The organism is Streptomyces sp. NPDC031049, assembly GCF_055571015.1.
The window spans coordinates 121,353-135,065 of sequence record NZ_JBVIGC010000014.1 but is presented as its reverse complement, the minus strand read 5'-3'; the positions used below and the strand labels follow the sequence as shown (position 1 = coordinate 135,065).

The 13,713-nt window shown below is 70.2% G+C and carries 16 protein-coding genes; 1 reads left to right on the top strand and 15 read right to left on the bottom strand.

Annotated features, from left to right (window positions below; translation table 11 throughout):
* Nucleotides 1–38: 38 nt before the first annotated feature.
* The 9 genes from ACZ45Q_RS23760 to ACZ45Q_RS23720 form a co-directional block, all read right to left on the bottom strand.
* A complete protein-coding gene (locus ACZ45Q_RS23760) occupies nt 39–884 on the bottom strand; it encodes a hypothetical protein (protein ID WP_468264712.1) in 846 nt (281 codons plus the stop codon).
* Nucleotides 881–1,357 carry a hypothetical protein gene (locus ACZ45Q_RS23755; protein ID WP_468264710.1) on the bottom strand — a complete coding sequence of 159 codons (477 nt, stop codon included), beginning with the start codon at nt 1,355–1,357 and terminating at the stop codon, nt 881–883. Before ACZ45Q_RS23755 ends, ACZ45Q_RS23760 begins: the two co-directional genes overlap by 4 nt.
* A gap of 21 nt (nt 1,358–1,378) precedes the next feature.
* Nucleotides 1,379–2,710 carry a hypothetical protein gene (locus ACZ45Q_RS23750; protein ID WP_468264708.1) on the bottom strand — a complete coding sequence of 444 codons (1,332 nt, stop codon included), beginning with the start codon at nt 2,708–2,710 and terminating at the stop codon, nt 1,379–1,381.
* Nucleotides 2,703–4,322 carry a DUF2637 domain-containing protein gene (locus ACZ45Q_RS23745; RefSeq protein WP_468264828.1) on the bottom strand — a complete coding sequence of 540 codons (1,620 nt, stop codon included), beginning with the start codon at nt 4,320–4,322 and terminating at the stop codon, nt 2,703–2,705. The genes ACZ45Q_RS23750 and ACZ45Q_RS23745 overlap by 8 nt, the downstream gene beginning before the upstream one ends.
* Nucleotides 4,323–4,548: 226 nt before the next feature.
* Entirely contained in the window at nt 4,549–5,016 is a 468-nt protein-coding gene (locus ACZ45Q_RS23740; RefSeq protein WP_468264706.1) for a hypothetical protein, read from the bottom strand.
* A 149-nt stretch (nt 5,017–5,165) separates the two neighbouring features.
* Nucleotides 5,166–5,522 (bottom strand): hypothetical protein, encoded by a 357-nt coding sequence (locus tag ACZ45Q_RS23735; protein ID WP_468264704.1) that lies wholly within the window; start codon nt 5,520–5,522, stop codon nt 5,166–5,168.
* 391 nt (nt 5,523–5,913) lie between these two features.
* Nucleotides 5,914–6,072 (bottom strand): hypothetical protein, encoded by a 159-nt coding sequence (locus tag ACZ45Q_RS23730; RefSeq protein WP_468264702.1) that lies wholly within the window; start codon nt 6,070–6,072, stop codon nt 5,914–5,916.
* Nucleotides 6,073–6,222: 150 nt separating this feature from the next.
* Nucleotides 6,223–6,654, bottom strand: coding sequence for a hypothetical protein (locus ACZ45Q_RS23725; protein WP_468264700.1), 432 nt, complete (start codon nt 6,652–6,654; stop codon nt 6,223–6,225).
* Nucleotides 6,655–6,827: 173 nt separating this feature from the next.
* Nucleotides 6,828–7,085 (bottom strand): WhiB family transcriptional regulator, encoded by a 258-nt coding sequence (locus ACZ45Q_RS23720; RefSeq protein WP_468264698.1) that lies wholly within the window; start codon nt 7,083–7,085, stop codon nt 6,828–6,830.
* An 803-nt stretch (nt 7,086–7,888) separates the two neighbouring features.
* On the opposite strand from ACZ45Q_RS23720, the gene ACZ45Q_RS23715 reads away from it, so the two are divergent.
* Nucleotides 7,889–8,650: a GntR family transcriptional regulator gene (locus tag ACZ45Q_RS23715; protein ID WP_468264696.1), complete on the top strand. Its 762-nt coding sequence runs from the start codon at nt 7,889–7,891 to the stop codon at nt 8,648–8,650.
* Between the two features lie 677 nt (nt 8,651–9,327).
* Here ACZ45Q_RS23715 and ACZ45Q_RS23710 read toward each other — a convergent pair.
* Genes ACZ45Q_RS23710 through ACZ45Q_RS23685 form a run of 6 tightly spaced genes read right to left on the bottom strand, consistent with a single transcriptional unit; the run spans nt 9,328 to nt 13,635 of the window.
* Nucleotides 9,328–9,663, bottom strand: a complete 336-nt coding sequence (locus tag ACZ45Q_RS23710) for a MazG-like family protein (protein WP_468264694.1) — start codon at nt 9,661–9,663, stop codon at nt 9,328–9,330.
* A 57-nt stretch (nt 9,664–9,720) separates the two neighbouring features.
* Nucleotides 9,721–9,888: a hypothetical protein gene (locus ACZ45Q_RS23705; protein WP_468264692.1), complete on the bottom strand. Its 168-nt coding sequence runs from the start codon at nt 9,886–9,888 to the stop codon at nt 9,721–9,723.
* Nucleotides 9,889–9,937: 49 nt separating this feature from the next.
* On the bottom strand, nt 9,938–11,098 hold the full coding sequence (locus ACZ45Q_RS23700; protein ID WP_468264690.1) for a bifunctional class I SAM-dependent methyltransferase/NUDIX hydrolase: 1,161 nt from the start codon (nt 11,096–11,098) through the stop codon (nt 9,938–9,940).
* Nucleotides 11,099–11,129: 31 nt separating this feature from the next.
* Nucleotides 11,130–11,717: a class I SAM-dependent methyltransferase gene (locus ACZ45Q_RS23695; RefSeq protein WP_468264688.1), complete on the bottom strand. Its 588-nt coding sequence runs from the start codon at nt 11,715–11,717 to the stop codon at nt 11,130–11,132.
* Nucleotides 11,714–13,000: an MFS transporter gene (locus tag ACZ45Q_RS23690; RefSeq protein ID WP_468264686.1), complete on the bottom strand. Its 1,287-nt coding sequence runs from the start codon at nt 12,998–13,000 to the stop codon at nt 11,714–11,716. Before ACZ45Q_RS23690 ends, ACZ45Q_RS23695 begins: the two co-directional genes overlap by 4 nt.
* Nucleotides 12,997–13,635 (bottom strand): NUDIX hydrolase, encoded by a 639-nt coding sequence (locus ACZ45Q_RS23685; protein WP_468264684.1) that lies wholly within the window; start codon nt 13,633–13,635, stop codon nt 12,997–12,999. The genes ACZ45Q_RS23690 and ACZ45Q_RS23685 overlap by 4 nt, the downstream gene beginning before the upstream one ends.
* Between the last annotated feature and the right edge of the window lie 78 nt (nt 13,636–13,713).

Here is a 13,713-nt window from a genome sequence, read left to right as displayed (position 1 = left end):
GGTGGGCGGGGGTGGTGCCAGGTGGTTGGGAGGGGCGGTTAGGCGGCCTCGTCGGGGTGCTGGATGACTGCGAGATCGGGGGTGGTGGGGGCGCCCTCGTCGGGGGTGGTGAAGGGGGGTGCGCCGGGGGTCAGGTCGGGGACCTGGTGGACAGGTAGCCGGGGGGTGCGGCCGAGGTGTTTGTGAAGCCCGTCGTGGCGTACGCCGAGGGTCACATCCTTGCCGATTCGAAACTTCGTGACAGGGATGCCGTCGGCTTCCAGTTCCTTGCGCAAGCGGGTGACATCCCAATCGTGGATGGCAGCCCATTGGGGAGCCTTCTTGAGGCGAGTGAGGAGGTCAGCCAGGTGGACTCCGGCACGCTTGGGCTTGCCCTGGTAGGCGGCGGCTACGGCGTATTCAACGAGCACGGGGAGGCGGAGAACGGCGTCAGCGAGGCTGAGTGCCTGAAGCTTCTCCCCCGGCGTCTTTTCAAGATCGTTTTCGGTGGGGTTGTCGTCCACACCTTCCGCCGGCTGTTTGGTCAGGGTGGCTGTCTTCGGCGTCTGAGTGTCTGTCTGCGTGACCTGCTTCAGAACTGGCGCGACCATCAGGCCGAGCGACACCCAGGCGGCGGGGACCGTCAACCACAGCAGCGGAAGGCGCCCTGCGCCAACCAGGAACAGCATGGAGCATCCGAGGACGATGCAACCGCGGTTGAGCGGGCTGCCTCCTTGAGCGCGGATGAACGCGGACACGCCGTAGGAGATCACTCGGGGTGCGAACCCGATGCCTCGTGCGAGGTCGGCAGGGCCCGGGAGTTGCTGAACGACCAGCGTCCCGAGATCCTGCGGCGCCTCCTTCGTCGCCTTCTTCACTTCCTTCGTGCTGTTCTTGGCACTCATGCTGCCCCCGTCTTGATGAGGATGGCGCGGGCGATGGACGCGATGATGGTCGGCAGGATGGCGGCGATGCCTCCGGCGGCGGTGCACAGGCCGGAGAGGGCGAGGCCCATCCAGGCGCCCAGGGCGGGGCTGATGGACAGGTACAGGTACAGCACGAGCACGATGAGGGCGACACCGGCGACTCCGAACTGTCCCAGCCCGGCGCCGGAGAGGCCGTCGGCGGCGCCTTCGCCTGCGATGCCGATGGTGTCGGGGAGGATGTTCCACGCGGCCCCGGTGACACTGCACAGGGCGACGAAGAAGAAGGCCAGCCAGAACGCCTGACCGCTGTTCAGCTTCCGGCCGCCCTTGCCCTTCACGCCGAGGATGAGGATCAGGAGCAGCGCGACGGCAATGGCTCCCGAGCCGACGCCCGCGAGGATCTTCCCGCTGGTGCCGATCTGGGCGGCGGGGGCGGCGAGCATGGTGAACACGAACAATCTCTCCTTCAGGGGTTAGTGGGTGCCGTAGAACCAGCAGGCGAGCGCGGAGGCGCTGAGCGGGACTTGGACGAGGAGCCAGCGGGGCGACCACCACCACAACCAGCGCTGCGGGGGTGCCCACCAGTGGGCGGTGCGGATGTTGGCCCAGATGAGGGCGCCGACCGTGCCGAGACCGATAGCCCAGGGCAGCACCTCAGCCAGGGGGGTGCCTCCGGGGACGGTGGCGTTCTGGATCAGGTCGGGTCCGGACAGCCAGCCGATTTCACCGACGCCGAAGACCGCGGCCAAGCGGAACGCTACCGGCAACTTCATGCGGTCGCGGGGGGCGGTCGCCCACCAGCCCAGGGCCATACCGCTCATCGCGGCGAAGCTGGCCATGGCGTCGTTGCCGGTAGCGGCGGCGCTCATCCAGCCGTGCACGACGTCATCGAGCTGGAGGGTCCATCCGGCGAGCGCAGCGGACCCGTAGCGGTGGACGAAGTCGCGGCGTGCGGCCAGGTCGGCGAGTTGCTCGGCGGTGGGTTTCCACTGACGCGGCTGCCCAGACGGCTGCGTGCCGCTCTGCTTGCTCACCGGCTGCTGCGGCGCTGGAGACGGGGGTGCTGGGGGCTGGCGGGCGGAGGGCTCCTCGGCCTCCGCCTCGTCCGGCTCCAAGTGCTCGGGCTCGGGGATCTTCTGTACCTCGCCGTCGGCCGGCACGGTCAGAACGTGTCCGGTGTAGGTGTCGAGGTCCGCGTCCTGGTGCTTGTAGAGAGCATCCCACCAGGAAGGCTCGGCGTCGCGCGGCGCGGCCCTGGAAGCATCCGCGGCCGTCGGCTCATCCCCGATGACGCGCCACCAATCCGGGTCGCCGGCAGGCTCGTCGGGCCTGGGGCTCGGCACGGCCGGCGGCCTGCTCGGCATGGGCGGAATAACAGCCTCGGCCCCGCTCCCCCGAGGAGCTGCCTCACCCCCTTCTAGGGCGCTGACCTGGGCATCTACAGCATCTACAGGGCCATCTACAGGGGTTGCAGCTGCCTGTTCCGCCGGCTGCGGGCCGCCGCCAGCACCAGCTGACCCCGGGCTGGACTCCGGGCTGTTGTGTACCGGGACCTCGTCCGGCAGCGGCACGTGGAACGGATCGGACTGCTCTTCTGCGGTGGTCACGTGTCCTCCCTCCTCGGAGGCTCCGGTGATCCGCTCGCCTTTCAGGGCGAGGTGGATCATCATGCGGATGAACTTCTCGTCGTCGTCGATGTCTTCGCAGGCCAGCGGTGTCTTGTGATGCCTTTCGGCCGACTTGTGGGAGTCGGCCGAGAAGCGGGACGGCAGACGCGTGATGGTCTGGTCGGCAGGCTCAGCCATCCGCTGTGCCTCCGTCGTCGTCGTCCAGCGCCTCGGAGATCAACTTGCTCACCCATGCCTCCGACCTGCCGATGCTCTGTGCGAAGGCCCGCTGGGTCAGATCCGGATCGGCTTCCTTGGCGGCGAACCACTCGGCCGCACGCCTTGCCCGCTCGGCCTTGAACCGGTTGGGCCGCCCGACGACGGCATGAACGGCTTCACGCTTCCGGCCGCTGGCAGCCTGCGCGCGCATCGGGCGGCGTGAATTCGCGCCGTCGACGTTCACGCCTGCCGCGCCATGATTCACGGCTGGCGTTGGGCGCTCGTCAGCGTGTCCCTTCACGGTTTCGTCCGTCAGCGGTTTCACGGTGTCCTGCCACCCGTTCACGCCGACGGCTTCACGCTTTGCCGCGTCGTTCACGCGCAGCGTGAACGCCTGCTTCACGGTCCAGTCGGCGCGGTTCACGCCGACGCCTTCAGGCGTGAATTTACGGAGCTTCACGCTCGGCGCGAGTCCGTTCACGCTAGCTGTGACCTGCGGCTTCACGTTCTTCACGGCGTTCACGTGGGCCTGGTTCACCGGGGAAAGGCGTGAACTGGCGATGCCTTCGAACCTGTTCACGCTGTAGCGTGAAGCGCTCTTCCATGAACCGTTCACGGGGCCAGCCGTGAAGGCCGTGAAGGCGTGAACCGACGGGTTCACGTTCACGTCGGCACGCGGCTTCACGGTTCCCCGTTCACGATCGAGCGCTCGGTCCACGCCGGTCACGCCGTTCACGGCCTCTCGGTCGGAGCCCGGTTCCGCCCGCGTTCCCGGATTCACGCTGGACTCGACGGCACCGGCCCCGGCCGCGGGCGGAGAAGGAACGTTCACGCCCGGGCCGATGCTGGCGGCGGGCTGCGTGCCGGAGGCGATAGCGAGGGCGCCGGTGACGTGCGCCTCCAAGGCGCTGCCCTCGGCGGGGGCTTGTCCCGCCGGAGCCGCGAGTTCCTGGCCCTCGCTGAGCGGGACACCGTAGCGGGCGAACCGCAACGGCAGCAGCTCCTCGACCGGGGCCTTCCGCCTCCACGCACGCCCGAACCGGCTGCGCAGGCGAGCCTTATAGACCAGCCGCTCCTGCTCGAGCTTGATGACCTTGTCGTAGCTGCGCAGCTCCCACAGCTTCATCCGCCGCCAGAGCACGAAGGTCGGAGCGGGCGAGAGCAGCCACCGGATGAGGCGGACCGGCTCGATGTCCTGGCCCGCCGTGATGTTGGCCAGCCGACCGACCGCGTGCCGCGCGGCCTCAACGGCCACGACAAACAGCAGCGGGATCACGCCATGCATCCCAACGCCCAGAGGATCAGGCCAGGCGACGGCGCCGTTGAACGCGATGGTCGCGCCGGTCAACAGCCAGGCCGTGTGCCGCAGCAGCGGAAAGGGAATCCGCAACCACGTCACCAGCAGATCCAGGGCCAGCAGCACGACGATGCCCGCGTCGACCCCGATCGGGAAGACGTGCGCGAACGTTCCGAAGCCCTTACGGACGGCGAGGTCCCGCACGGCGGCGTATGAGCCGGCGAATCCGATGCCAGCAATCACGACCACGCCGCTGATGACGACGCCGACGATAACGCGCTGCGCTCTGTTCAGCTCAGGCCGCCGGGCCCCGGAGTTGGGGGTTGGCGGGGAAGTCGTCGTGGGCGGTCGGGGAGTGGTGTTCACCGTGCTTCTCCTGTGCGAGGCGGCTCCGGGAGACGGAGGCGCTGGGGGACTGCGGAGGGATGTCCTCCGTGGTGGGCTGGCCTTGGGCCTGACGCTCTTGTCACGCCGCCGTCGGCGACGAGACGGCCCGACTCCGTGTGCGTGGGAGCGGTGATCAGAGCTTGAGCAGCCGGAGGGTCTTGCTGATCGACTCCAGGAACAGGAGGAGGAACAGTGGGGCCGACACGGCCCCGTACCAGGGGTGCTGCCCCAGCAGGAACAGATAGGCGTCCACGGCGCTGGCCGTGCTGGCGTACGCCGTGACGAACGGGGCCGCAACGGTCACAGTGATCAGAACACCGAGTGCAGCCCGCACGGGGTGCTCCGGGGCGCGGTGCACGATCTGGACCGTCATGCCGAGCAGGATCGTCAGGCTGATCATTTGCGTCGTCTGCAGACCGACCGTGTACACGTCGGTCAGGTCCCAGCTCGCCGCGGTGCACGTCATCGTCCACACGATCGGCGGCCCCAGGACGAACGCGAATAGCGTGGAGCTTCTGGCGCTGTGTCCGCTGATGGTGAAGAGGAGTGCGGTCAGCGCGGCAACGGCCGCGCCCCAGGGCACCAAGGGCAGTGCGTGCATGGGTGCATGGGGTGGTGGTCCTTCCTCAGCTGGCCCTGGGGTCGCCGGGTCATGTTGTGTGCCATGGCTCTGCATCAGGCCCGCCTCCGGTGCCGGTCAGGCGACGCGGTCTAGGCAAAAGAGGCTCCTGGGCGACGCCTTGCGGCCGGTCAGCTGTTGGATTCCTTGGAGTCGTTGGTGGGGGCGGGTGGGGCGAGGATGGGGCTGCGGTGGGTGGCCCGGTAGGGGCAGGGCCCCCAGTGGAGGTGATGCGTGGTGCCCCGGGTGGCTTCCTCGCAGTCGGTGCGGGCGCAGGACCGGGCGACGATTCCGTCCCCCGAGCAGTCGCGGCACTCTTTGCTGAGGGCGATCTCGTAGAGATAGATGCGGAGTCGTCCGACGAACGCGTGGCCCTGCGCGCGGCCGTACTTGCCCTCGCTCAAGGCCAGCGTGGCCGCGTGTTCAGCGGCATGAGCCTGGGCGAGCAGCGCTGCGGCGCTGCGGTCGGATATGGGGGTGTTCTGCATGGTCGATCCCTTCGGCCGATGACTTCGGCCCATGTGCGGGTCAAAGGAGCAGGCCCGGCCGCGTTTGCTAATGCCGTCGCTAGGACAGCCGTTGGCAGACGGGCCGTGAGTGAGGCCGGGGCGCCGTGGGGAACGCACGGCGCACGACGCCCTGGCATGTCGGGTCTAGTTGGCGGACCGCCTTCCGGGCGTCATGTCGGGCGTGCGGATGCGCGCCTGGCTGCTTCGCTCCTGGGCGTCGGGACCAGCGTGCGGCCCGAGCTGAAGTAGGCGTCCCAGTTCATCTGCCGGACCAGCCGCAGGTGAGGAGCCCGCGACGAGGTGACCTGCTCACGGGGCACCGGGCCACGTCGACTGCCGGAGTTGAAGTAGGCGTCCCAGTCCCAGGCCATCAGCGGCCCCCGCTGGCGCGCTCGATCTGGTCGCGGCTGCGCCGGGCGACCGCGGCGCTTTCGGCGGCCTTGCGGATGCGTTCCATCCGTCGGGAAACGTCGGCGATAAGGTTCTTCATTGCTGCGTCCTCCAGGTTCGTCTGGTGGGTGCGTGGCATGCGGGCCGGTGTGTCCTCACCGGCCCGCGCCGGTCGTCCGGGCGGTGCGCTTCCCTGCGGGGTGGCCTGCCGGTCCGGGTGGCCGGGTCCGTGCCCGACCCCGATTCACGCGGGGTCGGGCACGGCACCTGGTGCTCCGCCTTCAGCGGGTCATCCGCCGCACGGGATCGGAACGTTGTCCTCGGTGTTGGCGTAGGCGTAGCGGACGAAGCCCTGGTAGGTGCCCCATCCACCGTGGCCGTCGCCGCGCGTGGTCTGCACCACCCACGCCAGGGTGGGGTCGTTGGGGTGGCAGCCGAGCACGGACGCCTCGTCCTTCTCCCCCATGAGGCCCTTGATGTGGCCCCCGGCGTCGCGGAAGTACAGACCGCCGGTGCCCGGCTTCGGGTGGAGGTCAACGGTGAACCCCTCGTACCCGACGTACGTCGGGTCGGCGGAGGCCGGAGCGGCGAACGGGAGCGCCATCAGACCGAGGGCTGCGGCGGTGCCCGTGGCAACCGCCACCCGGCGTCGGGTGCGGCGCTGCGAGGCGGGATGGGGCTTGTCGGGCTCGGCGATGCCGAAGTAGGCGCGGACAGTCATGGGTCGATCTCCCGTGGTGCTTGCCGAATACGGATGGGATGTGCGGGTGGGGCCAGGCGGGCGTGGGCCTGGCCCGGCTCGCGTGTGAGTACGCGCGAGCCCGGGGCGCAGCGGCGGGCTCCTGGGGGTGGGCCATGAGCGGTGGCAGGGAAGGCGGGCGGGTACGATAGGGCTCAAGCGCTGGTGTTCCGCGCCCGGATGCGGGCGGCACGGCGCTTCATCGCGCGGCGGTCGTCCTCACTGAGGCCGCCCCAGACGCCGGAGTCCTGTCCGAACTCCAGGGCCCACTGCAGGCACGTCTCCATGACGGGGCAGCGGCGGCAGACGGACTTGGCCTCCTCGATCTGCAGGAGCGCGGGGCCGGTGTTACCGATGGGGAAGAAGAGATCGGGGTCTTCCTCGCGGCAGGCGGCGCGGTGTCGCCAGTCCATGAAGTACCTCCAAGGTGGGGTGAAGTCAGCTGTCGTCCGGCGCGCAAAGAGGCGCCGGGCGGGGGACGGGTGGTGCGGTGCACGTGGTGTGCGGTCGGCGGGGTGGCGGGGCCACCAGCAGCCGAGGCCGTCGACGCGCACCGAGTTGAGCGGCTCGGGGGCACCGGCGACGTTGGTTGCTGGTTCGTGCGCGGCTATGCCGCGCGGTGATCTCTGGACGCGAGGCTGCTTCTCCCAGGGAGATCCGCCCGGGCGTCGTCGCAGTGTCAAGGTCGGTCGCGTCGTTCTTTTGAGCCGGTTGCGCGGTACGTCGTGGGCGTGCACCCCTTCTCGGCCGGCTGGTCTCCACTCGCCCAGCCAGCGGGCCACGCCTCTCGATGGCGTGGTCACGGCTGTCGTGCGTGCGGTGGATCGCGCTGTGCAGTTGTTGGACGTTGTCGGCGTTGCCGCAGGACATCCGCGGGTCGTCCGACGTGGTGGTGCAGCCGCCTGCCGGCGTGGTGCCGCATCCCGTACTGCTCGTGGGGCGGTCTGCGCTGGAGGCGGGGAACCGCAACCGCCGCACCAGACACGCGTGCTGCGCCTGGATGAACAGGCGGAACACACGGGCACAGGCGGCAGTCGTGCAGCCCCTGGGTGCTGGGCTGCTTAGTGCCGATCACAGCTAAGCAGAAGTTCCGTAAGGAACTCAATAGGTTCCGTAAGGAACTTTTCTGGGTTCACGCGCCCGAGTCTTCTGGCTTCGTCACGAGCCGTTCCGCCCCGTACGATCAGGGTCCGACGGGAGAGCTGGGAGGAGCGGTATGGCTGACGCCGCGTCGAGCGCGCAGCGCGTGTTCGTGGACATCGCTGACCAGCTCCGGTCGGACATCGCGCAGGGCATCTACGCCGACGGTCAGCGATTGCCCGGCGAGGATGAGCTCGCAGCGCACTTCGGGGTGGCGAGCCGGACCATCAACCGCGCGGTCGACCTCCTCAAGAACGACGGACACGCCATCGGCCGGCGCGGATCCGGTGTGTACGCGCAGACCCCGCTGGCGATCAGGTACGAGCCGTGTCCTGATCCCGCCGAGCCCCAGGGCAGGGCAGGTGCCTGGGACGCGGGTGAGCCCCGGGCTTTCGACATCGACCTGATCGGTGTCTCCTCCGAGCAACCGCCGGCGGGCGTCGCATCCGTACTGGGACTCGATGCGAATCAGGGGCCCCTGACCTGGAAGGCGCGGTTTTCCGTCCAGGGCCGGCCTGTGATGCTGACGCGCACGTTCGTTCCTGCCAAGCTGGTCCCCGCAACCTGTGGGGCCAAGGACGACGCCTCCCCTCGCCGGTTGACCGTCCTGCTGTCCGACCTCGGGCTTTCTCCCGCGGAGGGCGTGGTGGAAACCCGGGGCAGGGCTCCCTCCGGAGAGGAGTGCGATCTTCTCGAGATCCCTGTCGGACGCTTCGTGCTCGACTCTCGCGTGACCGTCTGGGACGCGCAGAAACGCGCGCTGGCCGTCGAGCAGACCGTGATGGACACCGCTGCCTTCGTGGTGGCCCATTCCATCAACCTGGGCGAGGCCAGGTAGCGGGCCCCGAGCCCAATCCCGTTCACCATCGACGGACGTCCGGCCGCCCACGCGGCCAACGTCCCCGGCAAATCTCCGCTCGGGCGCTGCGAATGGCATCCCGCGCAACGCCTGCACGTCCTTCGCTCCCGCCTGCTGCATCGCGTAGCAAGCACCTCCCTGTTGGGGATGCCCAGGTGCCCCGCACGCCAGCACCCGCTCAACGGACAGCCCGACGACGTTGCCTTCGACGTCGAGGGCCCCACCAACCACCATGCAGGGAAGGGTTGCAGCGCCTTTTGACAATCAACCGCCGTGCGGAGACCTGATGTTGACGAGGGTGCGCATTGCGGGAGAGGTGGCGTAGGCTGCCCGTCGGAAAGATCTCTCCAGGAGAGACGCCCCCGGCCTTGAGCAAGCACGGGGAGCTGCAGCCGGGATCGCTGATCGATGCCCCTGCTGGCCGCCACCTCCACCACTCAGAGCCAGGTGACGACATGCTCAACTCCCAGCAGCACGTGGGCCGTTTTAGGGCAGGCACGCCTGCCCTAAAACGGCCCACGTGCTGCTGGGTGCAGCCTTTGCTCCCAAGAGGGAGGGGCGGAAGTGAAGTAGTCGCGAAAAGTGGCGGCGCCCTGACGGGCGCTCCGCCCTGCGGCCGGGCCAGGTATTGGCGTACCTGAACTCCGGCCCGTCCGTCACCGCTCGGCAGCCTTCTGGGCGAGAACGTCAGCCAGGAACGCGGGTGCCTCGTCGCCGAGCATCCGATGCAGCGTCACCAGACTGGTGATCGCGGTGTCGGCGACTTCCTCCTGAACATCACGCCACGTATGACTTCGTCCCTTTCTGGGGTTGGTGCCCCAGGCGCCGACCACGGCCTGCGCGGACTTGCCGACCTCCTCGGAAAGCTTGAGGACCTGCAGCGTCCACTGCTGCTCCGGGGTCATCCCTCGATCTGAGTCCAGGCTGGTGAAGTGGTTGGCAAGCTGGCCGATTACGTCCCACACCGGCAGGCTCGGCGGATCTGCTTCCAACGGGCGCTCCTTGGAAGGTCGTCGATGTGGTGGCCGTTGCCGGCCGTCGGAGGGGGATCAGAACGTCAGATGCCGTAAGGCCCCGGGCGCGGGTGTGGTGTCCAAGCGCGTGAACCACTCGGTGGCGAGGATCCGCTGCCGGGCGTCGGCGGTGAGGCCGGACAGGAGGGCCGGCAGAGGACGCTGGCTCTCGACCTGGCCGTTGGAGAAGGCTGCCGAGTTCACCGACGCCCGACTCCGGGTGCGTGGCCACGTACATCAGCGTGGGCGCCGGCTAGGCACGGCTGGGAGAGCGGTAGGCCTGGAAGTGGGCGGGCGGGTGGTCGAGCGGCAGCTCCGGCCTCCAGGCGGTCAGGCACTGGGCACTCGGCACGAACAGCGGGCCGGGCAGCGCGTCCAGGGGCCAGAACCGCCAGGAGCCGATTGCCTCCTCGCGCTGCTCCGGGACGCCGGTCCACCGGGTGACGACGACGGGTACCGTCACCCGGACGACGTCGCCGACCCGGTCCAGGATCGTGCCCAGCACCCCTGCGTCGCCGGGATCCGCCACGAGACCGGTTTCCTCAGCAAGTTCACGGATGGCGGCCTCGGCGAAGTTCTCGCCCGGCTCGACGCTTCCGCCGGCGAGCTCCCACGTACGGCGCCGGGTCCGGCCGAGCAGAACTCCGTCCATGCCGTGGACGATCACGCCCACGCCTACCGCCGCGTGCGGCGGTGGCGGTGCGCTGGTGCGGGGGCGGGACGGTACGCGGTTCGGGCGGCGGGCGGCGTACAGCCGGTAGGAGACGTGGTTATGCGGCTTGTCGGAGTCGATCGCGGTGACCGCCTCCATGGTGAGGCCGTGCTGGACCAGGAGGTCCTCCCACAGCTGCGGGCTGAGGACCCACATGTCGACGGGGTGGTCGTCGGTGGTGCCGGGCAGTCGCAGGGTCTCGGACCGCGGAGCGACCTCGGCCGACGGCCCGATACCGGCCGAGTTGGTGTGCAGCGCGGAGAAGAGCAGCTGGCCGCCCGGTTTGAGGCCGTTGGCCAGGACGGGCAGCAGCCTGTCGGGGTCCAGGTAGGGGACGGAGCAGACGGAGTAGATCAGGTCGTACGGGGCGGCGTCGCGCAGGTGGGCCACGGCGTCGGCGCACACCAAGCGCAGGCCCGGGGTGTCGGGGTAGCGGGTGGCGGCGCGCTGGTGCTGGGCGAGGGAGGCGTCGACGCCAGTGACGTCGGCGCCCCGGGCGGCGAGGTAGGCGGCGTGCCGGCCGAGGCCGCTGCCCAGGTCGAGCGCGCGGAGCCCGGCCACGTCGCCGAAGACCTCGATGCCGGGGCCGGTGCCGGGGATGCCCCAGTCCCACCGTTCCAGCTCGGGCAGCTGCAGCCGCCTGGCGAGTTGGTGGTTGCCGTAGGTGTTCCAGGTCACGACGGTGTCCTGCTCGGTGGTCACCGGTCCTCCATCAGATCGCGGGGGTGGGGGGTCAGGGGCGCAGGGCGTAGCAGCGCAGGACATCGAGGTCGGCGGTGCGTACGACGGACCAGCCGGTCGTGAGCAGCTCCGCGTCCGTGGGCGGGATCCCGAGGGCGAGCGGGGCCGGGTCGGTGGCAGCGGGGCGGCGCCCAGCGATCTCGGCGACGACCCAGAAGGTCCCGCCCGGGACGAGGAGGCGGCGAACGCGGTCGAGGAAGGCCGCCTTGTCGTCGATCCACCGGAAGACGAGGCGGCAGGTGATCACCGCGTACGCCGGCTCCGGCAGGGCGCCGAGGTCGTCAGTGGTGAAGTCCATGCACTGCCAGACCGGCACGCGGCCGGGCCCAAGGTCCTGGGCCGCGGCCAGCGCCACGGCGCTGGGGGAGCAGTCGATGCCGGTCGCGCGGTAGCCGAGCTGGGTGAGGTGCCGGCTGAGCGAGCCGTCGCCGCATCCGATGTCGAGGGCCGGGCGGCCGCGGCCGGCGCCGAGATGCTTCTCGAGCAGCCGGTTCTCGCTGTTGTCGAGCTGCCGGTAGCGGCGGCCCTGGAACCAGAGCGGCTCCCAGTAGGCCGCGGCCGCGGTGGACACGGTGGTCATGAAGGGGCTCCTTCGCGGGGGTGTGGCACTGCCGTACGGGCGGGGATCGTCCGCAGCGCGCGGATGGGGGAGGCCAGCAGCAGGACGACGGGTACGACCTGGAGGAGCGCGCCGATGGCGAGGGTGGCCCGGACGTCGAGGAGGAGGACCAGGCCGCCGGCGGTAGCGGCGGCGAGCGGACGGGCCCCCGCGGTGAGTGTGGTGCTCGCGGACTGCATCCGGCCCTGGAAGGCAGGGTCGCACACGGCCTGACGCAGGGACCGCTGACTGGTCCCCGACGCCGTCGCCCAGAACAGCTGCACCGCCAGCGTGGCGGTCAGGACGGTCTGCCACCGCAGGCCGGGCCCGGCGCACAGCAGGGGCACCTGGGTGAGGGGGCTGACCGCGAAGCCCACGGTGATCGTGGGCCCGATGCCGATACGGGCGGCGATCGTCGGCGCGAGCAAGGCGCCGGCCACGCCGCCGGCGCCACCGGCGCCCATGATCACGCCGAACGCGGACGGGGAGGCTCCCAGCCGGTCGAGGAGGTAGTACGCCCAGTAGGTATTCATGATCGCCAGGCCGAAGGACAGCGTCGACAGGGCGGCGATCACGGTGCGGATCATGGGCCGCCGGGCCACATAGCGCACTCCGTCGGCGATGTCCCGCACCAGGCCGGTGCGAGCGCGCGGCGCGGTGGCGGTCTCAGGAACGCGCATGCGCCAGAGGACCACGGCGGAGGCGAGAAAGGACAGGGCGTCAGCGAGGACCGAGCGGGCGGGGCCGACGGCACCGACCAGCGCGGCCCCGGCGTTGGTGCCGGCGCTGTCGGCCACGGAGGACGCGGCGCCCAGCTTCGAGTTCGCGTCGTGGAGCTGGTCCGGATTGACGAGGGCCGGCAGCAGGCTGATCGCCGCGGCTTCGTGCACCACCTTGGCCGCGCCGAGCACGATCGCGACCGCACACAGCTGTCCGACCGTGAGCGCCTCGGCGAGGGCCGCGGCCGGAATGCTCACCAGCGCGCCGGCCGCCGCCACGTCCGACGCGATCAGCTGGGGCCGTTTGGGGTGCCGGTCGGACAGGGCCCCGGCCCACAGCGCGAACGCGTTCGGGAGCTGTCCGAGGAACGCGAACATGGCGACCTCGGTGGTGGAGGCGCGCAGCTCCAGCACGGCCAGCGCGGGCAGGGCGACGGTGCTCACCGCCGCCCCCGACAGGCTCACGGCCTCGGCTGCGAGCAGGAACCGAAAGGCCGGAGCACTCCACGCGGTCGCCCGCTGCGGGGCCGTGACGGTATCCGTCACCGGGCTTCGCCCCTGGCCGCCGGGCCCGGGAGAACGGCGGCCCGCTGAATCCGATGCCCGACAAGGCGTGCGGCTTCGGAGAGCGGATACCAGCCTGCGCCCGTGACCTCGGACTCCTGAATCTGGCCGACGTCCGCGTTCCGCGTCGTGAACGCGTATCCGAAGTCGAGGTGGTGGTGCTCCGGCTCGCCCTTCGCCGGGCGGGCCGGAACCCGGCCGTACTCGATGTAGACCGGCGCACGGGACGCGGGGACGACCTGTTGCGGATCGACCCCGGTCTCCTCAGCCAGCTCGCGCAGCGCGGCGTCGAGCAAGGTGGCATCGAACGGTTCGAGGTGACCGCCCGGCTGCAACAGGATCTCGTAAGCCCGATGCTGCACGAGGAGAATCTCCGTACCGGCACGGACCAGCAGCGCCCCGACGGTGACGTGCATCGGAAAGTCGTGCCGGGAGGTGCAGCCACCCCGGGCCAAGAGCCGCAACGGTTCGGACAGTGGCGTCGCCTCGTCGGGGTACCTCTGGAGGTAGGCGGCCAGTTCCTGGGTGATGTCCGCTGGTCTGATCAACCAGGCGTCGGACTCGCCGCCAGGCCCGGCGGAGGGCGGGGCAGGCTGGTGCGGCTCCACGTGGGTCACGGCTTCTCCATGTTCGACGGCTGCGGGGCGGCCAGGGCACGAGCCCGGCCGGCGGGATCCGGCCCGGCCCAGGGAGCC